The 22343-nt window shown below is 71.5% G+C and carries 19 protein-coding genes; 12 read left to right on the forward strand and 7 right to left on the reverse strand.

The window, feature by feature from the left end:
* Positions 1–8: 8 nt before the first annotated feature.
* The 3 genes from hisC (at position 9) to C9J87_RS07985 (ending at position 3508) form a co-directional block, all read left to right on the forward strand.
* On the forward strand, positions 9–1082 hold the full coding sequence (gene hisC, locus C9J87_RS07975) for a histidinol-phosphate transaminase (RefSeq protein ID WP_010834409.1): 1074 nt from the start codon (positions 9–11) through the stop codon (positions 1080–1082).
* A gap of 75 nt (positions 1083–1157) precedes the next feature.
* Complete coding sequence (locus C9J87_RS07980; RefSeq protein WP_010834408.1) at positions 1158–2438, forward strand: mechanosensitive ion channel; 1281 nt, start codon at positions 1158–1160, stop codon at positions 2436–2438.
* Positions 2439–2536: 98 nt separating this feature from the next.
* Entirely contained in the window at positions 2537–3508 is a 972-nt protein-coding gene (locus tag C9J87_RS07985) for a glutathione S-transferase family protein (RefSeq protein WP_010834407.1), read from the forward strand.
* Between the two features lie 8 nt (positions 3509–3516).
* On the opposite strand, the gene C9J87_RS07990 is transcribed toward C9J87_RS07985, so the two are convergent.
* Both C9J87_RS07990 and C9J87_RS07995 read right to left on the reverse strand, forming a co-directional pair.
* Positions 3517–4779 (reverse strand): family 43 glycosylhydrolase, encoded by a 1263-nt coding sequence (locus C9J87_RS07990; protein ID WP_107705180.1) that lies wholly within the window; start codon positions 4777–4779, stop codon positions 3517–3519.
* A 105-nt stretch (positions 4780–4884) separates the two neighbouring features.
* A complete protein-coding gene (locus C9J87_RS07995) occupies positions 4885–5916 on the reverse strand; it encodes a family 43 glycosylhydrolase (RefSeq protein ID WP_157953146.1) in 1032 nt (343 codons plus the stop codon).
* A gap of 156 nt (positions 5917–6072) precedes the next feature.
* Between C9J87_RS07995 and pdhA the strand changes: the two genes are divergently transcribed.
* The 5 genes from pdhA to C9J87_RS08020 all read left to right on the forward strand — a co-directional run bounded on the left by pdhA (position 6073) and on the right by C9J87_RS08020 (position 11583).
* Positions 6073–7242, forward strand: coding sequence for a pyruvate dehydrogenase (acetyl-transferring) E1 component subunit alpha (gene pdhA, locus C9J87_RS08000; protein ID WP_010834404.1), 1170 nt, complete (start codon positions 6073–6075; stop codon positions 7240–7242).
* Positions 7242–8219, forward strand: a complete 978-nt coding sequence (locus C9J87_RS08005; protein ID WP_010834403.1) for an alpha-ketoacid dehydrogenase subunit beta — start codon at positions 7242–7244, stop codon at positions 8217–8219. Before pdhA ends, C9J87_RS08005 begins: the two co-directional genes overlap by 1 nt.
* Positions 8220–8279: 60 nt before the next feature.
* Positions 8280–9815, forward strand: coding sequence for a dihydrolipoamide acetyltransferase family protein (locus tag C9J87_RS08010; RefSeq protein ID WP_010834402.1), 1536 nt, complete (start codon positions 8280–8282; stop codon positions 9813–9815).
* 36 nt (positions 9816–9851) lie between these two features.
* A complete protein-coding gene (locus C9J87_RS08015) occupies positions 9852–10781 on the forward strand; it encodes a serine/threonine-protein kinase (protein ID WP_010834401.1) in 930 nt (309 codons plus the stop codon).
* 73 nt (positions 10782–10854) lie between these two features.
* Complete coding sequence (locus C9J87_RS08020; protein ID WP_036491341.1) at positions 10855–11583, forward strand: hypothetical protein; 729 nt, start codon at positions 10855–10857, stop codon at positions 11581–11583.
* A gap of 23 nt (positions 11584–11606) precedes the next feature.
* Here C9J87_RS08020 and C9J87_RS08025 read toward each other — a convergent pair whose 3' ends face one another.
* Positions 11607–12551, reverse strand: a complete 945-nt coding sequence (locus C9J87_RS08025; RefSeq protein WP_010834399.1) for an NAD-dependent epimerase/dehydratase family protein — start codon at positions 12549–12551, stop codon at positions 11607–11609.
* Between the two features lie 121 nt (positions 12552–12672).
* Here C9J87_RS08025 and C9J87_RS08030 point away from each other — a divergent pair, with 121 nt between their 5' ends.
* Entirely contained in the window at positions 12673–13032 is a 360-nt protein-coding gene (locus tag C9J87_RS08030) for a zinc ribbon domain-containing protein (protein ID WP_107705182.1), read from the forward strand.
* A 7-nt stretch (positions 13033–13039) separates the two neighbouring features.
* On the opposite strand, the gene C9J87_RS08035 is transcribed toward C9J87_RS08030, so the two are convergent.
* The 3 genes from C9J87_RS08035 to C9J87_RS08045 are packed head-to-tail and all read right to left on the reverse strand — an operon-like array spanning position 13040 to position 16594.
* Positions 13040–14512: a carboxyl transferase domain-containing protein gene (locus C9J87_RS08035; RefSeq protein ID WP_010834397.1), complete on the reverse strand. Its 1473-nt coding sequence runs from the start codon at positions 14510–14512 to the stop codon at positions 13040–13042.
* A 13-nt stretch (positions 14513–14525) separates the two neighbouring features.
* Positions 14526–15989: a M1 family metallopeptidase gene (locus C9J87_RS08040; RefSeq protein ID WP_198652302.1), complete on the reverse strand. Its 1464-nt coding sequence runs from the start codon at positions 15987–15989 to the stop codon at positions 14526–14528.
* 59 nt (positions 15990–16048) lie between these two features.
* Positions 16049–16594 carry an RNA polymerase sigma factor gene (locus C9J87_RS08045; RefSeq protein WP_010834395.1) on the reverse strand — a complete coding sequence of 182 codons (546 nt, stop codon included), beginning with the start codon at positions 16592–16594 and terminating at the stop codon, positions 16049–16051.
* A gap of 20 nt (positions 16595–16614) precedes the next feature.
* Here C9J87_RS08045 and C9J87_RS08050 point away from each other — a divergent pair, with 20 nt between their 5' ends.
* Positions 16615–18087, forward strand: coding sequence for a serine/threonine-protein kinase (locus C9J87_RS08050; protein WP_157953147.1), 1473 nt, complete (start codon positions 16615–16617; stop codon positions 18085–18087).
* Positions 18084–19763 carry a glycosyltransferase family 61 protein gene (locus C9J87_RS08055; protein ID WP_157953148.1) on the forward strand — a complete coding sequence of 560 codons (1680 nt, stop codon included), beginning with the start codon at positions 18084–18086 and terminating at the stop codon, positions 19761–19763. Before C9J87_RS08050 ends, C9J87_RS08055 begins: the two co-directional genes overlap by 4 nt.
* A gap of 43 nt (positions 19764–19806) precedes the next feature.
* On the opposite strand, the gene C9J87_RS08060 is transcribed toward C9J87_RS08055, so the two are convergent.
* On the reverse strand, positions 19807–20439 hold the full coding sequence (locus C9J87_RS08060; RefSeq protein ID WP_157953149.1) for a hypothetical protein: 633 nt from the start codon (positions 20437–20439) through the stop codon (positions 19807–19809).
* A gap of 43 nt (positions 20440–20482) precedes the next feature.
* Here C9J87_RS08060 and C9J87_RS08065 point away from each other — a divergent pair, with 43 nt between their 5' ends.
* Positions 20483–22342, forward strand: a complete 1860-nt coding sequence (locus C9J87_RS08065) for a penicillin-binding transpeptidase domain-containing protein (RefSeq protein ID WP_107705187.1) — start codon at positions 20483–20485, stop codon at positions 22340–22342.
* Position 22343: the final 1 nt, after the last annotated feature.

The raw sequence follows: 22343 nt of genomic DNA on the forward strand, positions 1-22343 counted from the left end.
CTGCGCCCATGTCCACCACTCCGCAGCCTCGGCCCAACGTGCTCGCCATCCCCGTGTACGTCGCCGGCAAGCCACCCACCCCGCGGCCCGGCCTCACGTCCTACAAGCTCTCCTCCAACGAGAACCCCTACCCGCCGCTCCCGGGCGTCGTCGAGGCGGCAACACGCGCGGCCGAGGCGATGAACCGCTATCCCGACATGGGCAACAGTGCGTTGTACGCCGCCCTGTCGGAGTCCCTCGACGTGCCGGTCGAGGACCTGGCGGCCGCGACGGGGTCGGTCGCGCTGATCTACCAGCTCTTCAACGCGTTCTGCGAGCCCGACGACGAGGTCATCTACGCCTGGCGCTCCTTCGAGGCCTACCCGATCGCGGCCACTGCGGCCGCCGCCGTGTCGGTCAAGGTCCCGCTCCTGCCCGACGGTCGTCACGACCTCGATGCGATGGCCGCGGCGATCACCGACCGCACCCGCGTCGTGATCGTCTGCACCCCCAACAACCCGACCGGACCTGCGGTCACCCAGTCCGAGCTGGACGCCTTCCTGGCCCGCGTTCCTTCACACGTGCTCGTCGTCGTCGACGAGGCCTATCTCGAGTTCGTCCGGATGGACGATGCGATCGACGGGCTCGCGACCTGTCGCGCCCACTCCAACGTGGTGCTGACGCGCACCTTCTCCAAGGCCTACGGGCTGGCCGGGTTCCGCGTCGGCTACGCCGTCGGCCCCCCGCCGCTGGCCGCTGCGCTGCGCGCCGTGTCGCTGCCCTTCGGGGTCTCGTCGGTCGCCCAGGCCGCGGCGATCGCGTCGCTGGCCTCGACGGAGGCGCTCTTCTCGCGCGTCGACTCGCTGGTGCTCGAGCGGGACCGGGTCGTCGGCGCCGTACGCGCTGCCGGGTGGGAGATCCCCGACGCGCAGGGCAACTTCGTCTGGTTCGACCTGGGTGAGCGGACCGCCGAGTTCGCCGCGGCCGCCGACGAGCTCGGCATCGTCGTGCGCCCCTTCGCCGGGGAGGGCGCCCGCGTGTCCATCGGCGAGACCGAGGCCAACGATCGGCTCATCACCCTGGCCCAGGAGTTCCGGCGATGAAGGCCAGGGGTTAACAACCGAGCGGATTTGCGGAACAGTGGAAGGGGCGGGGGAAACTACTCGGAGGTAACCCACATGGACACTTCAGAAGGATTCTGGAACGACATCGACTGGGCGGACATAGCCCAGAAGGCGGGCACCGCACTGGTGATCCTGCTGATCACCTGGATCGTCGCCCGTGTCGTCAAATGGGCGTTCAGCAAGATCACCAGCCGGGTATCCGCGCTCCAGCGCGCAGGGGGAGACGGTGAGTCACTGGGGAGCTCCCTCGGCACGGCCGCGTCCTTGCTGGTGTGGCTGTTCGGCCTGGTCGCCATCCTCCAGGTCTTCGCCCTCGACCAGGTGCTGGCGCCGATCCAGACGTTGCTGACACGCGTCATGGAGTTCCTGCCCAACCTGATCGGCGCACTGTTCGTGTTCTTCATCGGTGCCCTGGTGGCCAAGGTGGTGCGGCAGCTGATCGAGACCGCGCTGGGTGCCGTTCCCTTCGAGCGGTGGTTCAGCTCGGCCAGGTCGACGGTGGACAGGCAGACGGGCACCGGCCCGGTGGCCACGTCCGCCGACACCGCGTCGGGCACCACGGCGTACGCCGCAGACACCTCGACCCCGTCGGGACTCTCCGCCCTCCCCAAGACCCTGGCGACCGTGGTCTACGCGCTGATCATGATCGTGGTGGCGATCGCGGCTCTGCAGATCCTGGGCATCAAGTCGATCTCGGACCCGGCCGAGCAGATGCTGACGAAGATCTTCGACACGATCCCCCTCGTGATCGCGGCTGCGCTGATCCTCGGCATCGGCGTGATGATCGCCAAGTTCGCGGGCGAGATCCTGGCGCAGGTGCTCGACGGATTCGGCACCGACCGGGCGCTCACGGCCATGGAGGTGCTGCCCGAGGGCAAGAGCGCGACCCCCGTGGTCGCCAAGGTCGCGCAGGTGGCGATCGTGCTGTTCTTCGCCGTGATGGCTGCCCAGGTGCTCGCCTTCCCGCAGATCACCGAGTTCCTCAGCGAGGTGCTCGAGCTGGGCGGCCGTGTCCTGTTCGGCGGCGCGATCATCGCCGCGGGGTTCTTCATCGCCAACCTGCTGGCCAAGCTGGTCACGGGCACCGGCAGCACGGTCGTGCGCTACGCGACGCTCGTGCTGTTCGTCGCGATGGGCCTGTCCTACATGGGGATCGCGGACTCGATCATCGAGCTCGCGTTCGGCGCACTGGTCGTCGGCGGTGCTGCTGCCGCGGCCCTCGCCTTCGGCCTGGGTGGTCGCGACGCAGCGGCCCGACAGCTCGCGCGGCTGTCGGACTCGCGCACGGCCACCGCGACGAGGAGCGACGACACGAACCCGGGTCAGCACATCTGAGGTCCCCGAGTGCAACCGGCGCCCATCGTGACTCCACGGTGGGCGCCGGTCTGTCGGTCGGGCTGGGGGGATGTGGTTGAAAGCGGCATGATGGAGCCATGGCCGACACTGCGAAGTACACCGAGGACGGCAAGCCGTTCGAGCGGGACATGAACTACATCCCCGACCGGCTGCGCGCGGGCCCGGCGCCGGCCGACCCACTGGAGGGTGCGTACGGCGCCGACCCGGACGCCCCCGTGTGGCCGGTCGAGCCCGGGCGCTACCGACTGGTGGCGGCCAAGGCCTGCCCGTGGGCCAACCGGGCGATCATCGTGCGCAACCTCCTCGGGCTCGAGGACGTCATCTCGCTCGGGCTGCCCGGCCCGACCCACGACGCCCGCAGCTGGACCTTCGACCTGGACCCCGGCGGCGTCGACCCGGTGCTCGGCATCGAGCGGCTCCAGGAGGCCTACTTCAACCGCGTCCCCGGCTACGAGCGCGGCATCACCGTGCCGGCGATCGTCGAGGTGGCGACGACGAAGGTCGTCACCAACGACTTCCCGTGGATCACCCACGACTTCTTCTTCGAGTGGCGCGAGCACCACCGCGCGGACGCGCCGGACCTGTGGCCGGTCGAGGGCCGCGAGGAGATGGAGGCCGTGATGAAGCGGGTCTTCACCGAGGTCAACAACGGCGTCTACCGCTGCGGCTTCGCGGGCTCGCAGGAGGCCTACGACGCGGCGTACGAACGACTCTTCACCGCGCTCGACTGGCTCGAGGAGCGGCTCACCGACCGGCGCTACCTCATGGGTGACGCGATCACCGAGGCCGACGTGCGGCTGTTCACGACGCTGGCCCGCTTCGACGCCGTCTACCACGGGCACTTCAAGTGCAACCGCAACAAGCTGATCGAGATGCCGGCGCTGTGGGGCTATGCGCGCGACCTGTTCCAGACGCCGGGCTTCGGCGAGACGATCGACTTCGAGCAGATCAAGGCGCACTACTACCGCGTGCACACCGACGTGAACCCCACGGGCATCGTGCCGCTGGGGCCCGACGAGTCCGGCTGGCTGACCCCGCACGGCCGCTGAGCGGTCGGCTAGGGGATCGGGATCGGGATCGTCGAGGTCGTGGTCGGCGACGTCGTCGGTGACGTGGTGGTGGTGCTCGTCGTCGGGGACGTCGGTGGCGGGCTGGTCGGTGACGTCGGCGGCGGGGTCGTCGGGGTCACGGTTGGTGTCGGTGTCGGTGTGGGGCTGGGCGGCGGCGGGACCGGCTCGGGGCCCTGCACGAACGCCGAGAGGACAGGGCCGTCCTTCGTCCACTGCAGCCGGGCGGCGTACAGCGCACGCTTGCCGACGTCCTCGAAGTCCTGGCCGCCCTGGTAGCTCTGGTAGCACGGCAGGTTGGTGCCCTTGCAGACCCAGCCGTGGAAGAACAGCCGGTTGGCGTGGGTGGTGGTCGCCTCGACGTAGTCGGCACCGCCGGGACCGCAGACGCCGGAGTTGCGACGGTTGACCAGGGCGTGCCCGCGCGTGCCCTGCCAGTCCTTGTGCCGGAAGTGGGAGCGGCGCCAGATCGTGCGGTAGCGGCAGTCGCCGTAGTCGCCGCGCGAGGTGATCAGGTAGTACCAGTCGCCGTGCTGGACCATGACCGGGTTCTCCAGGACGCCCACGTCGCGGATCAGCTCGCGGCTCTGTCCGAAGGTGCCCGTGCCGGCCGGGTTCAGGCGGATCATCCGGATCGTCGACGGCGTGCCCTGGGTGCGGTAGAGCAGGAAGCGCCGGCCGTCGGGGGCGATGAAGGAGGACGGGTCGATCACCCCGCGGCGCGGCAGCCCGACCCGACCGCCGACCGGGTCGGAGGCGGGCTCGGTCGCGGAGTAGTCGGGGCACACGAGCGGTCGGTCGCTGACAGGGGTGAAGGTCTCGTCCACGGACGGCGCGGTCGCGACGCCGATGCAGCGGTCCTGCGCGTGCGGGAGCCCGCGCGACGGCATCGTGTAGTAGGCCAGCCAGCCGGCCGGGCCGCGCTCGAGGTCCGGGCCCCACACGCCGGCGTACTTCGCCCAGGCGGGCTTCGCGTTCAGCAGGTCGCCCGTGGGGTTCCAGATGCCCCAGTCGTTGGCCGAGTCGGACCCGCGTCCCCGGAAGCCGGTCGCCGCGCCGAACCACTTCGTGCCGTCGAAGACCACGCTCGGGTCACCGAAGTCGCGCTCCCAGATCAGCGGTCGTGGGGCCATCGCGGCCTTGCGGTCGTCCGCGCCGCTGGCCGACGTCGAGACCGGTGCGAGCGCGAGCAGGGCGGGCAGGACGGTCAATGCGGTCAGTGCACCGGCCCACCTGATCAGGTGACGAGTCATGTGGCTTGAACCCCCTTCAAGGCACCACCTTGATACCCCGGGGGCGGGGGGTTGGCGCAAACCGACAGGCCCGCGGCTCGGTCGCCTGCTCGACCAGCACCGTCCCTAGAGGAAGTTCGCGACGACCGGCACCCCGTCGACCCAGCCGAGGTCGGCGGCATACATCGGCCGGATCGCTCGCGACCGGTGGCGCAGCCGGTCCTTGCGGATCCCCGGCCCGCACGGGGTGGCCCTGCCGTGGCAGGTCCAGGCGTGGAAGTAGACCCGCAGCCGCGGGGAGTGCGGCATCGGCGTCGCGTCGGCACCGCCCGGGCCGCACAGGCGCGAGGTCCGGTCGAGGAGCACGCCGCCGGTCGCGGCCGACCAGTCCAGGATCGATGTCGTACGGCGCCAGACGGTCCGGTAGGAGCAGCGCGTGAAGTTGCCCTGCGACAGCAGCATCACCCACCCGGCCGGGCGCTCGACGAGCACCGGGTTCTCCAGCACGCCGTCGTGGCGGAAGAGCTCGACGCTCGGGCCGGCCGCGTGCAGGCCGCTGGCGGACAGCGGCAGCAGCCGGATCGACGACGGGATGCGGTCGGTCTTGTAGACGAGGTGCGGCTGTCCGTCCGCGACGGCCAGCGACGGGTCGATGACACCGGCCCGGGGCAGGCCGGCCACGGCGACAGGCACCGGGTCCTCGGCGGCCGGCACGTCGACGTACGACGGACACACCAGCGGGCGTCCGCCGACAGCCTTGAAGCCGGAGGTCGCCGAGCGGGAGCGGGCGACGCCGATGCAGCGGCCGTACTCGCCCAGACCCCGCACGGGCGCGGCGAAGTAGAGCACCCACCAGCGGCCGAGGCGGGCGATGTCGGAGGCCCAGATGTCGCCGTCGGCGTGCGACCACGACGGCAGCCGGACCAGCGCGGGGCTCGCCGGTCGCCAGCCGCCCGCCGGTCCGTCGGCATGGGACCGCGGGACCAGGCTGCCCGTGGAGAAGCCGACGAAGCCGTCGCCGTGCACGGTGACGGCGGGATCGGCGAAGTCCGTGGCGAGGACCGGTCGCGGCGCACGCTCCGCCTGGGCGGGTACGGCGACGGCCACCAGCGCAGTCGCCAGCAGGCCGGTCAGGGCGGCGCGGAGGCGCGGGAGCACGGCGCACAACCTAGACCGATTGGCCCCCGAGGTGGTCCGGCGGATAACTTTGGGGACACCATGTGGTCGGGGTCACACACGCCCGCGGCACCATGGACAACAGACAGCCGTCGGCGTGCCCGGTGACCCCGCGCAGCCGCTAGCGAATGGAGTGCCATGAGCGACCCCGCAGTGAACACCGGAGGCTTCGGCCCCGACCTCGTGGAGGTCTTCGGCCCTTCGCAGCAGGACGGTGGCCCCGAGCTCGTGCAGCTCCTCACCCCTGAGGGCGAGCGCGTCCACCACCCCGAGTTCGACCACGACTTCTCCGCCGAGGAGCTGCGCGGCTTCTACCGCGACATGGTGCTGACCCGGCGCATCGACACCGAGGCCACCGCGCTCCAGCGCCACGGCGAGCTCGGCATCTGGGCCCAGCTGCTCGGCCAGGAGGCCGCCCAGATCGGTGCCGGCCGCGCGCTGCGCCCCCAGGACTACGTCTTCCCGACCTACCGCGAGCACGGCGTCGCCTACTGCCGCGGCATCGACCCGCTCGACCTGCTCGGCCTCTTCCGCGGGGTCGACCAGGGCGCGTGGGACCCGGCCGAGAAGAACTTCGGGCTCTACACGATCGTCATCGGCGCGCAGGTCCTGCACGGCGTCGGCTACGCCATGGGCATCCAGCGCGACGGTGCCGTCGGCACCGGCGACCCGGACCGCGACGCCGCCGTGATCGCCCACTTCGGCGACGGCGCCTCCTCGCAGGGTGACGTCAACGAGGGCTTCATCTTCGCCGCGTCCTACAACGCGCCGGTCGTGTTCTTCTGCCAGAACAACCAGTGGGCCATCTCGGAGCCGATCGAGCGTCAGTCCCGCATCCCGCTCTACCAGCGCGCCCTCGGGTTCGGCTTCCCGGGCGTCCGCGTCGACGGCAACGACGTGCTGGCGACGTACGCCGTCACGAAGGCCGCGCTGCAGCGTGCGCGCGACGGCCAGGGCCCCACGTTCGTCGAGGCCTACACCTACCGCATGGGTGCGCACACGACGACCGACGACCCGACGCGCTACCGCCTCTCCGACGACGTCGAGCACTGGAAGCTCAAGGACCCGATCGAGCGGCTCAAGGTCTACCTCCGCCGCAACGGCCTGGTCGACCAGGCGTTCTTCGACGACCTCGACGCGGAGGCGAAGGAGCTCGGCCACCACCTGCGCGAAGGCTGCAAGGCACTGCCGGACCCGGAGCCGATGAGCGTCTTCGACCACGTCTACACCGAGATGACCGACGAGCTCGCCGCCCAGCGCGACGGCTACGCCGCCTACCTCGCATCCTTCGAGGGGAGTGACCACTGATGGCCAAGATCACGCTCGCCAAGGGCCTCAACATGGGCCTGCGCAAGGCCATGGAGGACGACCCGAAGGTCCTGATCATGGGTGAGGACGTCGGCAAGCTCGGCGGCGTCTTCCGCATCACCGACGGCCTGCAGAAGGACTTCGGCGAGGACCGCGTCATCGACTCGCCACTGGCCGAGTCGGGCATCGTCGGCACCGCGGTCGGCATGGCGCTGCGCGGCTACCGACCCGTCGTCGAGATCCAGTTCGACGGCTTCGTCTACCCCGCCTACGACCAGATCGTGTGCCAGGTCGCGAAGATGACGTTCCGCTCGCAGGGCAAGTCCAAGATGCCGATGGTCATCCGCATCCCGTTCGGCGGCGGCATCGGCGCGGTCGAGCACCACAGCGAGTCGCCGGAGGCGCAGTTCGCGCACACGCCCGGCCTCAAGGTCGTCGCCTGCTCCAACCCGGTCGACGGCTACTGGATGATCCAGCAGGCCATCGCCTGCGACGACCCGGTGATCTTCCTCGAGCCGAAGCGGCAGTACCACGCCGACAAGCTCGAGCTCGACGAGTCGGCCACGCCCGACCCGCTGTTCACCGCCCGCACCGTGCGCGCCGGCTCCGACGTGACCGTCCTGGCCTACGGCCCGACGGTGAAGACCGCGCTCAAGGCCGCCGAGGCTGCCGCCAACGAGGGCAAGTCGCTCGAGGTCATCGACCTGCGCACGCTGTCGCCGCTGGACATGAAGCCCGTCTACGAGTCGGTGCGCCGCACGGGTCGCGTCGTCGTCACCCACGAGGCGCACGTCAACCTCGGCATGGGTTCCGAGCTGTCCGCCCGGATCACCGAGGAGTGCTTCTACTCCCTCGAGGCGCCGGTGCTGCGCGTCGGCGGCTTCGACACCCCCTACCCGCCCTCGCGGATCGAGGAGGAGTGGTTGCCCGACCTCGACCGCGTCCTCGATGCCGTCGACCGCTCGCTGGAGTTCTGATGACTTCGCTGGTTGAGCAGGCGCGCCAGCGCCGTGTCGAAACCGAGAAGGGAGACCTGCATGTCTGAGTTCAAGCTGCCCGACGTCGGCGAGGGCCTCACCGAGGCCGAGATCGTCTCCTGGAAGGTCAAGGTCGGCGACGTCATCGAGATCAACGACATCATCGTCGAGATCGAGACCGCCAAGTCGATCGTCGAGCTGCCGTCGCCCTACGCCGGCACCGTCCTCGCACTGATGGTCGAGGAGGGCCAGATGGTCGATGTCGGTACGCCGATCATCTCGGTCGGCTCCGAGGCCGACGCTGCTGCTCCGGCGACTGCGCCCGCCCCGGCCGCGCCGGCCGGTGCCGCCCCGGCGGTGGCGCCCGCTGCTCCCGCTGCTCCCGAGCACGACCTCTCCGACATGGACCTGTCCAACCCGGCCGCCTCCGGTGGCGGGGAGGGCGAGTCGCTGGTCGGTCGCAACAAGGCCGAGCGGGGTCCGCAGCGCCGGGCCCGCCGAGGTTCTGCCACTCCGTCGACCGAGGCCGGCGCGCAGACCCAGCTGCAGGTCCAGGGCGCGTTCGCGCCCGGCGGTGCCCGGACCGACGAGGTCGCGCCCGTCGACGAGCCGGCCGTGCCGGCCACGTCCGCTGCCACGCCCCCGAGCGCCGCGCCCGCCGAGGCGCTGGTGCCGGCCGCTGTGCAGTCGCCCAGCGCCGTACGCGCCCTGGCGAAGCCGCCGGTGCGCAAGCTCGCCAAGGACCTGGGCATCGACCTCTCGACCCTGATCGGCTCCGGTGCCGGTGGAGTGATCACGCGGGCGGACGTCGAAGGCGCGACCTCTGGTGCGTCATCCGTTTCCGCACCTGTCGATGCGGGTTCGCATGACGCATCGCGAGGGTTCGCAGCGACGGGCGAGCGCGAGCGCCGCGAACCGGTCAAGGGCGTGCGCAAGATGATGGCGCAGGCGATGGTGGGCAGCGCGTTCACCGCCCCGCACGTCACCGAGTGGATCACCGTCGACGTGACGGCGACGATGGAGCTCGTCGCCCGGCTCAAGAAGCACCGCGAGCTGAGGGACGCCAAGGTCTCCCCGCTGCTCGTGCTGAGCCGCGCCGTCATGCTGGCGATGAAGAAGACGCCGGAGATCAACTCGTTCTGGGACGACGCTGCGCAGGAGGTCGTCTACAAGAACTACGTCAACCTCGGCATCGCCGCCGCCACCCCGCGTGGTCTGGTCGTGCCGAACATCAAGGACGCCGACCAGCTCTCGATGCTCGACCTCGCTGGCGCGCTCGCATCGCTGACCGCCACGGCGCGTGACGGCAAGACGCAGCCGGCCGAGATGGCGGGCGGGACGTTCACCATCACCAACGTCGGCGTCTTCGGCGTCGATGCCGGTACGCCGATCATCAACCCGGGCGAGGCCGCGATCCTGTGCTTCGGCGCGATCCGCAAGCAGCCGTGGGTCGTCGGTGACGAGATCGTCGCGCGCGACATCACGACGCTGGCGCTGTCCTTCGACCACCGCCACATCGACGGTGAGAAGGGCTCGCGGTTCCTGGCCGACGTCGCCGGGATCCTCGAGGACCCGGGAACGGCACTGCTGTTCTGAGGGATTAGGACGCCCCGGCCTGGGTAGAAGGCCGGGGTGCATCCCTATCCGGCGGTCGGCGACAAGGTCGGCCCCTACCGGATCGAAGGTCGACTGGGCGGTGGCGAGCACGGAGTCGTGTTCGCCGCCGTCCAGGCCTCGTCAGGGGCCCGCGTCGCCCTCAAGGTGATGTCGCCCGCGATCACCGGCGACCCGGCCACCAAGCGCCGCCTCACCCTGGCGGCGCGCAGCGCCGCGTCGGTCCGTTCGCCCCACGTCGCGCGCGTCTACCTGTACGGCGAGGACAACACCCGGCGGCTCTACATCGCCAGCGAGCTGGTGGCCGAGGGCTGCCTCGCGCAGGTCCTCGACGACCAGGGCCCGGCGCCCGTCCAGGCAGGGATCGACCTGATGGCGCAGCTGGCGACCGGCCTGGCCGCGGCCCACGCGCGCGGGCTCGTCCACGGTGCGCTCACCCCCGCCAACGTGCTGCTGCAGTGGCGCGAGGGCCGGGCTGTGGGCCTGCTCGCCGACGTCGGCACCGGCTGGAGCGCGACGGCCCCCGAGGTGCACCTCGGCAGCCCGTCCGGCGTGGCCAGCGACATCCACTCGATGGGTGCCCTGCTGTGGGAGACCCTGACCGGGCAGCCGGTCCACCATGGCACGCCCTTCCAGGTGGCGGAGTGCTACATCAAGGACCCGCCGCCCCGGCTGGCCGGGCTCTCGCCGCAGGTCCGCCACCTCAACCAGCTGCTCGCGCGGGCGATGCACCGCGACCCGGAGCGCCGGCACGGGTCCGCGCTGGAGCTGCGCGACGACCTGCTGGCCGCCCTGGCGCTGCCCGGGGAGTCGGGCCCGCTGCTGCGCGCGCCCCACCCCCGCTCCGGCCCCTCCGATCGCACGCAGGTCCTCACGTTCTGCTTCGCCCTGGCCCTGATGTCGCTCGGCCTGGTGGCCGGCGCAGCGATGCTGATGATGTCGTTCTGATCTCAGCGGGTGCCGAGCACCGCGTCGGTGCCGCCGAGGCGAGCAGCAGACCGTCGCTGGGTAGTGTGCCGCGGTGACGTTTGAGAACAGTGCCGCGACCGCTCCGCGCCTGGCTCCGCGGTGGCCGGGTGTCTTCCTCTCAGCCGTGCTCTCCCTGATGCTGGTCGCGGGCGTTGTGGTGGCGGCCGTCGGCGGCCATTCCGAACAGGCGCCGGCGCTGGTCTTCGGTGCGGTGGGCGCTGTCGGGCTGGTGCTCTGCGTCGTCCTGTTCTGGCCGCGACGACGCCGGGAACTCGTCCGCGATGTTGACGGCTCGCTGACGATCGCGGCCCCCTGGGCCGTCGTGGTGGTCATGATCGCCGCCTGGGCCATGGCCGGCGTTGTCGGAGCATCCTTGGTCTTCACAGTGGTCACGGACGGCATCGATGCTCTCGAGTCGCCCGGTGCGGCGTTGGTCCTGGTCGGCGCACTGCTCGCGTCTCTCCCTGACGCTGTGCGCCTGGCCACTGGTCGACTGCACCGGTGGCGCGTCACGCTGGCGCCGAGCGGACTGCGCTACCGCGGGTATCGCACCGACATCGAGCTGCCCTGGGTGAAGGTGCGCGGCTCCCGGCTCCAGGCCAGCCGCCTGTTCCGATGGACGGGCGTGCCGGAGTCCATGAGGCCGGGTGAATCCGGCCCCAAGGGCTACGGCGTGGTCGTTGACCGCAAGGGGAGCGGGCCGGACTTCCTCGTGCCGCAGGCGTTCTTCCGGGTTCCCGCCGCCCAGATCTCCGAGGAGATCGAACGCTTCCGCTCCTGAGCCGGCCCACGCGGTCGCGGCTGCTAGCGCGCGTGCCAGGCCGCCAGGACTTCGCGCTCCCGCTCCGCGGTGATTCCGACGGCGGTCTCGCCCAGGGTGTCGCGCGCGGTCTCGGCGACGGGCCGCAGCCGCAGGCCGGCGTCGAGCGCGGGCTGGGCCGGGTGCGACATCATCCCGTCGTAGTCGGGCCGCGGCAGCCACAGCGGGATCGAGCCCTCGCCCGCCCACGGCTCGACGCCCTGCTCCGTCAGGAAGCCGGCGTCGACCCAGGTCCACGACGGCAGCGCCCCCACCCCCTCGGCGACCTGGTCGAGGAGCCGCGCGATCGGCATCGGCTCGCCGACCCCGTCGAACGCGCCGGTCGTGCGTGCCTCGGCGGCATCGAGCAGCCAGGCCGCCAGGTCGCGTACGTCGATGACCTGGACGACGTCCGACGGTGACCCGGGCGCCAGCACCTCGCCGCCGCGGGCCAGCCGGTCGGGCCAGTAGGAGAAGCGACCGGTCGGGTCACCGGGCCCGACGATGAGTCCGGGCCGCACGAGCACCGATGAGGCGGTGCCTTCCGTGACGAGCCGCTCGCAGGCCACCTTCATCGGACCGTAGGCCTCCGGGTCAGCGGCGAGATCGACGTCCGTCTCGATCGCCTCGACGAGCGGCTCCATCGCGGGTGAGCCGTTGTCGGCGTACACGTTGATCGTCGAGACGAAGACCCAGTGCGCGTCGGGCACCGCGGCGACCGCGCGGCGCACGTGCGACGGCGTGCGGGAGACGTCGACGACTGCGTCCCACTCGCCCGCGATCTCGGCCGGTGCGTCCTGCGACCGGTCCCAGGGGAGGTGGGTGACACCGGCGGGCAGTGGTCCGGACGCGCCGCGACAGGCGCAGGTGACGTCCCACCCGCGCTCGACCGCCTGCTCGGCGACGGCGCGGGAGAGGAACCTGGTGCCACCGAGGACGAGGAGCTTCATGCGTTCACTCCACCCGCCGGAAGTGCATGCGGCAAGGGGGTTCACTCTCGGCATAACGTGGCGCGCGGGCTGGCGACGCGACTAGGGTCCGAGCTCACGAGTGGCGACTGGGAGAGGTCGGATGTACTGCCCACGCTGCGGCCAGCCGATCACCCCGGACGACACGTCGTGTCCTCGGTGTCGCCTGGTCTTCACCACGGACCGGCAGTACGCGCCGAGGGCTGCGCCGCCACCGCGCAAGCTGCCGCTGGCCTGGAAGCTCGTGCTGGGTGCAGTCGTCCTGCTCTTCCTCACGGCCTCCCCGGTGCTCATCATTCTGCTCTTCGCCGAGGACCTCGGAGGCGAGGAGCCAGACCTGCTGCCGGGCTCGATGCCGACCACAGCGTCACCCCGCGAACCGTTCGCCACCCCGACCGATGCTCCGAACGGGAGCGAGGAAGCCATCGGGCCCGGCGACGTGCGCTTCCACTGGTACCGCTGACGCGTCCTCAGATGTAGCGCCGCGTCCGCGCCTCGGCCGTGCCGGGCCCGGCGAGCAGCAGCGCGGCGAGCTCGTGCTCCAGCACCGCGCCCACGCGGCGGCAGAAGTCCTCGGGCTCGTCGGCGGCGTCCGGCTTCTCCGCGACGATGCGGTCGACGATGCCGCGGCGGTAGAGGTCGAGGGCGCGGACCTGCTGGGCGCGCGCCATCTCGGGCGCGTGGTCGAGGTCGCGGTGCACGATCGCGGACGCGCCCTCGGGCGGGAGCGGCGAGAGCCACGCGTGCTGCGCGGCGACGACACGGTCGGCGGGCAGGAAGGCCAGCGCCCCGCCGCCGTTGCCCTCGCCGAGCATCAGGCACAGCGTGGGCGCGGTGAGCGTCACGAGGTCGGCCAGCGACCGGGCGATCTCGCCGGCCAGCCCGCCGTTCTCCGCCTCCGCCGACAGGGCCGCGCCCTGGGTGTCGATCACGGTGACCAGCGGCAGCCCCAGCTCGGAGGCCAGCCGCATGCCGCGTCGCGCCTCGCGCAGCGCGCCCGGCCCCATCGGGTGGTCGGTCGTCTGGCCGCGGCGGTCCTGGCCGAGGAACACGCAGGGCGCCTCGCCGAAGCGAGCCAGCGCGATCAGCAGGCCGGGGTCGGACTCGCCCTGCCCGGTGCCGTTGAGCGGCACCACGTCGGAGGCCGCATAGCGCAGCAGCCGCCGCACACCGGGGCGGTCGGGCCGCCGCGACCGCGTCACCGCGTCCCACGTGTCGACGTCGGGCACGTCCTCCTGGCCGGGGTCGGCGACCGGGGCGACGCCCTCGCGCGGAGCGAGCAGGATCGACAGGGCACGGTCCAGGATGTCGGCGATCTCCTCCGGCGGGACGACGGCGTCGATGATCCCGCGCTCGAAGAGGTTCTCGGCCGTCTGCACGTCGGCGGGGAAGTCGCGGCCGTAGAGCGCGGAGTAGACCCGCGGTCCGAGGAAGCCGACCAGCGCCCCGGGCTCGGCGACCGTGACGTGGCCGAGCGAGCCCCACGACGCCATCACGCCGCCGGTCGTCGGGTTGCGGAGGTAGACGAGGTAGGGCAGCCCGGCCGCGCGGTGGGCGGCGACCGCCGCGGAGATCCGCACCATCTGCACGAACGCCGGCGTCCCCTCCTGCATCCGGGTCCCGCCGGAGACGGGCGCCGCGAGCAGCGGCAGCCCCTCGAGCGTGGCGCGCTCGATCCCGGCCACCAGCCGGTCCGCGCTCGCACGCCCGATCGAGCCGGCGAGGAACCTGAACTCCCCGAGCAGTACGGCGACGCGCCGCCCGCGCATGCGGCCCTCACCGGTGATGACGGACTCGTCGGTGCCGGCCTTCTCCTCGGCGGCGACCAGCTCGGCGGCGTACTCCTCGGAGATGCCCATCCGCTCGGGCGTGGTGTCCCACGTGTCCCAGGAGTCGGCGTCGAGGACGAGGTCGATGAAGTCGTGGGCGCCGAGGCGGGTCATGCGCGCAGAGTAGTCAGACCCCGGGCGGTGGCGTCGTGCGTCCCAGGATCCACGCGTCGAAGAACGCCGACAGCTCGCGGCCCGTCTCCTGCTCCCAGTGGGCGTAGAGGTCGTCGCGGGTGACGGAGGTGTTGTCGTGGGCGGCCAGCCAGGAGCGGGCGATCCGGAAGAACTCGTCGTCGCCGAGCTCGAGGCGCAGCTCGTTCCACATCAGCGCGGGCGAGTAGTAGACGTTGGAGCCGCCGAACTGCGCCGGGTCGTAGGCGCCGGGCGGGCCGTAGTCGTCGCGGAGGTCCTGGTCGAGGTCGCGCCAGCGGCCGATGGTGGTGTTGATCCGGTCGCCGTCGTGGTCGGCCTCCCACAGGCCCTGCAGCAGCATCGTCATGCCCTCGTTGAGCCAGACGTCGCGCCAGTCGGCGGGCGACACCTGGTCGCCGTACCACTGGTGGACGAGCTCGTGCACGAGCACCGGGGCCGATCGGACGTAGTCGTTGTCGCCGATGGTGACCATCGTCTGGGTCTCCATGGCCGACTGCGAGTCGGTCGCGACGATGCCGGCGGAGCTGAACGGGTAGGGGCCCAGGCGTGCCTCGATCCAGTCGATCGCCTCGTGCGCCGCGGTCATGTCGTCGAGCACGAGCGGCTGCCCGCGGGGATACCAGTAGTCGAGCCGCACGCCGCTCTCGGAGGAGCCGCTGGAGTGGGCGTAGTCGCCGATGGCGAGGGTGATGAGGTAGGACGACGCGGGCTCGTCGAGCTGGAACTCGGTCGTGCGCAGCCCGTCCTCGGCGACGTCCGCGACCAGGCGCCCGTTGGCGACCCCGGTCCACGGGTCCGGCACGGTGACGGAGATGTCGTAGAGCGCCTTGTCGGCGGGTTGGTCGTTCACGGGATACCAGCTGTAGGCGCCGTACGGCTCCTGCATCGTCCAGACCTCGCCGCGGTCGGTGACGGTGAAGCCGAGGGTCGAGAAGTCGCGCCGGGTGGTCGGCGCCGCGACGGGGCCGGGCTGGCCGGAGTAGGCGATGACGAGCTCGTGGCGGCCGTCTCGGACGAGCCGCTCCTTGACGGTGAGGTCCTTGCCGCGATGGGCGTACGCCGCCTCGCTGCCGTCGAGGGTGACGCTCTCGACCCCGAGCGGAGCCGCGAGGTCGAGGGTGAAGCGACGGGCGTCGCGGGCCGCGCGGAAGGTGATCGTCGCCGTGCCGGTCAGGGTGCGCGCGTCCGGTTGCCACGCGAGGTCGAGGTCGTAGAGCAGTGCGTCGACGTCGGGCCCGCCGACGGCGGGATAGACCGAGTCCTCGACCGGGGTGCTCTCGGCGAGCTCGAGGTCGGGCTCGACCCGCTCCGCGACCTCGGGGGTGGTGACCGCGACGGCGGTGGCGCTCTCACTGGACGGGGCCGGGGGCGCGACGTCCGGCGCGGCGTCCGGCGGCGACGAGCAGCCGGCGAGCAGCACCAGGGCCGCAAGTCCCATGGGCCCTCTTGGTTTCGACACGGCGCTGGCGCGCCTGCTCAACCAGCGAGGGCTGGTCATCACTCGCCCCGGAGGAGCGGGCGCGCCAGCTTCCGGCCGTGGTGGATCTGCGCCTTCACCGTCCCGAGGGGGACGCCGATGAGCTGGGCGATGTCGTCGTAGGCCATGCCGTAGACGTCGCGCAGCAGCAGCGGCTCGACGTATTGCGGGTGGTCCTTCTCGATCGTCTCCATCGCCTCGAGCAGGTCGAGACGGGTGCCGGCGATGACCGAGGTCGTGCGCGGGTCGGGCCGGTCGTGGTGGCCGCCCTCGAAGTCGGTGGGCACGGCCTGGTTCTTCAGCTTGCGGTAGGTCGTGCGGGCGCTGTTGAGCGCCACGACGTGCATCCACGTGGTGAAGCGGCCCTGGCCGTTCCACGAGCCGAGCTTGGTGGAGATGTTGAGCAGCGCCTCCTGACAGGCGTCCTCGGAGTCGCCGGAGTAGGGCAGGACGCCCCGGCAGACGTTGAGCGCACGGGGGCGGACGGCGGCCAACAAGCCCTCCATGGCGTCGCGATCACCGTCGCGGGCGCGCCGAGCGAGGTCATCGATGTCGTCTGGAGTCACGACTGCAACATAATGCAGATGTGTCAGCACCTTCTCGGCTTGGTCGCTACCCCGTGCGCCGTCGCATCGGCTCGGGGGCCTTCGCGACCGTGTGGCTCGCCTATGACGAGCAGCTCGACTCCCCGGTGGCCATCAAGGTGCTCGCCGACAACTGGACCGAGGACTTCCACGCGCGCCAGCGGTTCGTCGAGGAGGGCCGCTTCCTCCGCAAGGTCGAGTCGCCCCACGTGGTCTCCGTCTACGACGCCGGCGAGCTCCCCGACTCGCGTCCCTACCTCGTCATGTCGTACGCCGACCAGGGCTCGCTCGCAGACCGGCTGGACCTCGAGCCGCTGACCGTCTCGCAGGCCGTCCACGTCATCGCGCAGGTCGGCGCCGGGCTGCACGCCCTGCACCAGCGCGGCGTGCTGCACCGCGACGTCAAGCCCGCCAACGTCCTCTTCCGCACGGTCGAGGTCAACGGTGCGCCCCAGGTCAGCGCGATGCTCGGTGACCTCGGCCTCGGCAAGGCGATGGACATGTCGTCGCGGCTGACGATCATCGGCGGCACCCCGTCCTTTGTGTCGCCCGAGCAGGCCCAGGGCGAGCCGCTCGACCCGCGCGCCGACCAGTTCTCCCTCGCCGCGCTGACCTACCTGCTGCTGGCCGGCCGGGCGCCGTACAACCACGCGTCGCTCAACGCCGCCGCCGACCCCGCACCGCCGCCGCCGCTCGACAACGGCCTGCCCGCCGAGACCGAGGCCGTGATCAGCAAGGCGATGGCCAAGGACCGCGAGGAGAGGTACGCCGATGTGCCGGCCTTCGTCGCCGCGCTGTCGACCTCCCTGGCCGGGCACACCGACGAGCCGCCGACGTGGATCCCGGTCGATCCCGACCTGACCCTGCCCGCGCCCCGACCCGGCACGTCCGGCAGCCTCGACACGGACTGGACCACGCAGGCCCCGAGCCGGAAGCCGGGCGCGCCCGCCCGGCTGTCGCGGAAGCGGCTCACGGCGGTGGGGCTCGCGGCCGTGCTCGTCGGCCTGCTCAGCGGCTTCGGCGCCCACGAGCTGATCGTCACCGACCGCACCATCGAGGACGTGTCGGGCACCATCTCGGTCACGGTCCCCGAGGCGTGGACCCGAGCCGTCGACACCGAGCAGTGGGTGCCGCCCGACGCCGAGGCCGAGCAGGCCTCGATCTCCGCCGGGACGGCGGTCGGCTGGAACCAGAACGACGACCCGGGCCAGGGCATCTTCCTCGGGGTGCTGCCCGGAGAGCTGCCCCCCGTCGTGCCGCAGCACCCGGAGTGCGAGGTCACCCGCCCGGCCGTCACCGACCGCCGCAACGGCGACTCCTACATGACCGTCGAGTTCACCGACTGCCCCCACGGCGGCATCACCATCGAGCGGGTCATCCAGGTCACCGCCAACCGGCTGCTGTGGGTGCAGGTCCGCGCCGAGGACCGCTCGGCCGCCATCGAGGTCCTCGACTCGGTCAAGCTGTCCTTGTGAGCGCTGCGCGACGTGCCGCACGCGGCATGCTCCAGGCTCGCCGCCGTCTGCGCGTGGCAGGAACCGCAGTGGTCCTGGTCGATCGCCACCACGTGCCTGCCCTCGCCGCGCTGGCGTGCACCGCAGACAGGGTCGTCGTGGTGGGTCCGCCGAGCGCGGCCGCATCCGCTGTCGCACGCGGGTGGGAGTGGGTCGCGCGCCCCGACAGCATGAGCAAGCTGCACACGGTCCTGCTGGAGATCGGGGAGGTCGGTCTGGTCGTGGTGGCTGTCCAGCGCACCATGGCCAGGCGGACCCGTCTCGTTGCCCGGCTCGCACCCCACGTGGCTGCCGGCGGGCAGGTGCTCGTCGTGGTGCCGCGCGACAAGCAGCGCGACCTCGTCGCACGCCTCAGCCAGCTTCGCGCCCGGGTCGAGACAGGCGGCGGGCACGGCATTGCGAGATGGCAGCGTGAGCTGGGTGCGGCGATCGGCGCGCCGTCACGCTCACGTGCCGGCGTGCTCGTGCCGAAGACCGTGCAGCACCTGCGACTGCTTCGTGACGGCGACGTGGGGGAGGTCCTGGCCCATCGGTCGGCGACGAGCGTCGAACACCTCGCCTCGCTGCCCGCGGGGTCGAAGACGTCCAGTCGGATCGTCACCTCGTTCCCGGACGCGACTCCCCTGGGGCAGCTCTCGAACACGCTCTCCTATCCACGCATGGACCTGCGCAGATATGAGGGGGAGATCATCCTGTCGGCGGGTTCTCTCGCCCGCACGGAGAGGTTCGTCCTTCCTGAGTCCTTCAAGTGGCAGGGAAGGCGCCTCCATCAGCCCAAGCTCACCCAGGTCGAGGGCCGCTTCGGACGCTTGCGGGAGAACGAGTCCCCGCCGACCCGGCTGGAGGGCGCCTTCTACTTCTTCGACTACGCCCACCCCGGTCATTACGGTCACCTGATGACCGAGGCCATCGCCAAGCTGTGGGGCTGGGACGAGGCCAAGGAGGCACTCCCGGACCTGCGCCTCCTGCTTCGCCGCCATCCCCGCGATGCCGGAAGGACCCGCCCACGCCCGGATCTCGCGGTGCTACGGGCCTTCGGCGTCGCCGAGCGGGACATCGTCTGGGTCGACGGGCCGGTCGTCGTGGACACGTTGGTCGGTGCAACTCCGATGTGGCACAACAGTCCACCCTTCCAGGCCCACCCGGCCATGCGAGCGATCTGGCGGAGGCTGCGAGACGGGTTCCATCCGGAAGGCGTCTCCCCAGCCGAGGGGGACCGTCTCTTCGTCACCCGTCGCGAGGGCAATCGGCCGTGCCGCAACGTCGACGAGGTGGAAGCCATCTTCTCGGAGCTCGGCTACACGATCGTCCACCCCGGCGCACTGACGCCTCAGGAGCAGTGTCACGCCTTCTCGAACGCGCGCGTGGTTGCAGGATTCGGTGGTACCGGGATGTTCAACATGCTCTACGCCGATCAGGTGAGCGACGTGGTGGTGCTGAACCATGACGCGTACCTGGCTCGCAATGAGCACATGATGTCGGAGCTGCTCGACGCCAACATCCACTACTTCTGGAGCAAGGCAGACGTCCCTGCGGACGGTCGAGAACGGTCCTATGCCGCGTCCCAGTCCACCTGGGAGTTCGACGTCTCGACGCACGCCGAGGCGTTGCGCTCGCTCCTGACGCGCCTGGGCTGAGGGATCCATCTGCGGCCGATCGCTCACCAGCGCAGCTCGTCTGTCAGCCCGCGCGGATCCCGTAGATGACCCGGGTGATGAGCTCGCGCATGCCGGGCACGTCGACCCGGCGGCCGGTGACGGCGATCTCGGCCTCGGCCTGGTCGGTGCCGTTGATGTCGAGCCAGGTGATGATCCCGAACCGCCGGTAGCCGTCGTGGACGTAGCTGAACTCGAGTGCGTCGTAGGTCCGCGAGAGCTCGGTGTAGTCCTCCTCGTCGCGCTTGAGGTCCTCGATCCGCGCGGCCAGGATGTCGGGGATCGTCTCGTGCTGGGTGATGACCTGCTCGACGCGCAGGATGTAGGTGTTGCTCGGGTTGCGGGGCTTCTTGTACTTCACCTCGTTGGACGAGGTCTCAAACCTGCTCCACCCACGCGGGGCGGGGAAGGTGAAGCGGTAGTTGTCGGTCCCGACCGCGACCTCGCGCAGCGGGAGGCCGGTCTCGAGCGGCGGCTGCGGCGGGTCCGCACGCAGCGGCGGCGGCGGAATGACCGGGAAGCTGGGGTCGGCTGCGGTCACCGGTGTGGGCGCACCCGAGGTGACGGGGGACGACTGGAGGACGGCCGCCGTCGCGAAACCGCCGACGATGCCCACCGCCAGCAACGTCGCGACCGCAACGAGTCCCCGCCAACCCATAGGGGGCAGGGTATAGGTGCCAGGTGGCCACTAGCGTGAGGCCATGCGCTCTCGGCTCGCTGTCCTCGTCATTGCAGGCTCGCTCACGCTGGCCGGCTGCCAGCTGCTCGACGGTGGGGAGGGCCCCGATGCTGCTCTCGAGTCGCTCGCCGAGGGGCTGTCGTCAGGTGACCTGAGCGGGGTGCCGTTCGACTCCCCGGACGCCGTCGCGGCCCATGCGGCGGTCGTCGAGGGACTCGGGGACGTCACACCCAGTGTCGAGGTCGCCGACGCCGAGGTCACCGATGACACCGCCACCGCTCCGCTGACGTGGACCTGGGAGCTCGACGGCCAGCCCTGGGCCTACGAGACCACCGCCGACCTCACCCGCGTCGAGGACGCCTGGCAGGTCGAGTGGGCGCCGTCGCTGGTCGAGCCCTCGCTCGTCGAGGGCGAGCACCTCACCCTGACCCGCACCGCCGCCGAGCGCGGCCAGATCCTGGGCGCGGGCGAGCGGGCGATCGTCGCGCCGCGCGACGTCGTCCGGCTCGGGCTGGACAAGACGAAGCTGACCGCGACTGACGACCTGGCGACGTCGGCGCGCGCGATCGCCACGGCCCTCTCAGTCCGGCCGGGGCCCTTCGTCAAGCAGGCCGAGGCGGCCGGCGACAAGGCGTTCGTCGAGGCGATCGTGCTCCGCGCGGAGGAGGCGACCACCGCCGTACCCCCCTCCTATGCCGAGATCCCCGGCGCCGTCTCGCTCGCCGACCAGCAGCACCTCGCGCCGTCGCGGGGCTTCGCGGCGCCCATCCTGGGCAGCGTCGGCGAGGCGACCGCGGAGATCGTCGAGGAGTCCGGTGGCGCGGTGGAAGCCGGCGACGTCGTCGGCCTGTCCGGCCTGCAGGCGAGGTACGACGACGAGCTGACCGGCACCCCCGGCCTGACCGTCATCGCGGCCGGCGCCGACAACGACCGGGCCGTCCACGACGTCGCCCCGGTCGACGGCACGCCGCTGCAGACCACCCTCGACATCGACCTGCAGACGAAGGCCGAGCAGGCCCTGTCGACCGTCGGCCCCGCGAGCGCCGTCGTCGCGATCCGGCCCTCCGACGGCGCGATCCTGGCGGCCGCCAGCGGCCCGGGGAGCAAGGGCCTGAACACGGCGACCTTCGGGCAGTACGCACCCGGCTCGACCTTCAAGGTCGTGACCTCGCTGGCGCTGCTGCGCGCCGGGGTGCGGCCCGAGGACACGCTCGAGTGCGCGCCGACGACGGTGGTGGACGGGAAGTCGTTCAAGAACTACGACGACTACCCCTCGTCGGGGCTGGGCACGATCACGCTGCGCCAGGCCGTCGCCAACTCGTGCAACACCGCCTTCATCTCGTCGCGCTCCCTCGTGGAGGACGGCGCCCTCGCCGAGGCCGCGGCGGCGCTGGGGCTGGGCGTCGACCACGACCTCGGCTTCCCGGCCTACTTCGGCCAGGTCCCGCCCCCCGAGGGCGAGACCGAGGCCGCGGCCGACCTGATCGGGCAGGGCAAGGTGCTCGCCTCCCCGCTCGCCATGGCCACCGTCGCCGCCTCTGTCGCGGCGGGCCGTGCCGTACTCCCGGAGCTCCTGCCGTCCCTCGACGTCGCGCAGACCGCCCCCGCCGAGCCACTGACCGGTGCCGAGGCCTCAGCCCTGCAGGAGCTGATGCGCGCCGTGGTGACCGACGGCTCCGGCTCGTTCCTCGCCGACCTGCCGGGGCAGGTCGGCGCGAAGACCGGGACGGCGGAATACGGCTCGCCCGACGCGTCTGGCTCACTGCCCACCCACACCTGGATGATCGCCACCCAGGACGACCTCGCCGTCGCGGTGTTCGTCGAGACCGGCGAGTCGGGCTCGCGGACCGCCGGGCCGATCCTGGAGGCGTTCCTCTCCTAGT

The organism is Nocardioides allogilvus (assembly GCF_003047285.1).
Taxonomy (GTDB): Bacteria; Actinomycetota; Actinomycetes; order Propionibacteriales; family Nocardioidaceae; genus Nocardioides; species Nocardioides allogilvus.

What these genes read in the sequence shown, in the direction of transcription:
- hisC (WP_010834409.1), top strand. Translation starts at nt 9, where the DNA reads ATGTCCACCACTCCGCAGCCTCGGCCCAACGTGCTCGCCATCCCCGTG.
- C9J87_RS07980 (WP_010834408.1), top strand. Translation starts at nt 1,158, where the DNA reads ATGGACACTTCAGAAGGATTCTGGAACGACATCGACTGGGCGGACATA.
- C9J87_RS07985 (WP_010834407.1), top strand. Translation starts at nt 2,537, where the DNA reads ATGGCCGACACTGCGAAGTACACCGAGGACGGCAAGCCGTTCGAGCGG.
- C9J87_RS07990 (WP_107705180.1), bottom strand. Translation starts at nt 4,779, where the DNA reads ATGACTCGTCACCTGATCAGGTGGGCCGGTGCACTGACCGCATTGACC.
- pdhA (WP_010834404.1), top strand. Translation starts at nt 6,073, where the DNA reads ATGAGCGACCCCGCAGTGAACACCGGAGGCTTCGGCCCCGACCTCGTG.
- C9J87_RS08005 (WP_010834403.1), top strand. Translation starts at nt 7,242, where the DNA reads ATGGCCAAGATCACGCTCGCCAAGGGCCTCAACATGGGCCTGCGCAAG.
- C9J87_RS08010 (WP_010834402.1), top strand. Translation starts at nt 8,280, where the DNA reads ATGTCTGAGTTCAAGCTGCCCGACGTCGGCGAGGGCCTCACCGAGGCC.
- C9J87_RS08025 (WP_010834399.1), bottom strand. Translation starts at nt 12,551, where the DNA reads ATGAAGCTCCTCGTCCTCGGTGGCACCAGGTTCCTCTCCCGCGCCGTC.
- C9J87_RS08030 (WP_107705182.1), top strand. Translation starts at nt 12,673, where the DNA reads ATGTACTGCCCACGCTGCGGCCAGCCGATCACCCCGGACGACACGTCG.
- C9J87_RS08035 (WP_010834397.1), bottom strand. Translation starts at nt 14,512, where the DNA reads ATGACCCGCCTCGGCGCCCACGACTTCATCGACCTCGTCCTCGACGCC.
- C9J87_RS08040 (WP_198652302.1), bottom strand. Translation starts at nt 15,989, where the DNA reads ATGGGACTTGCGGCCCTGGTGCTGCTCGCCGGCTGCTCGTCGCCGCCG.
- C9J87_RS08060 (WP_157953149.1), bottom strand. Translation starts at nt 20,439, where the DNA reads ATGGGTTGGCGGGGACTCGTTGCGGTCGCGACGTTGCTGGCGGTGGGC.
- C9J87_RS08065 (WP_107705187.1), top strand. Translation starts at nt 20,483, where the DNA reads ATGCGCTCTCGGCTCGCTGTCCTCGTCATTGCAGGCTCGCTCACGCTG.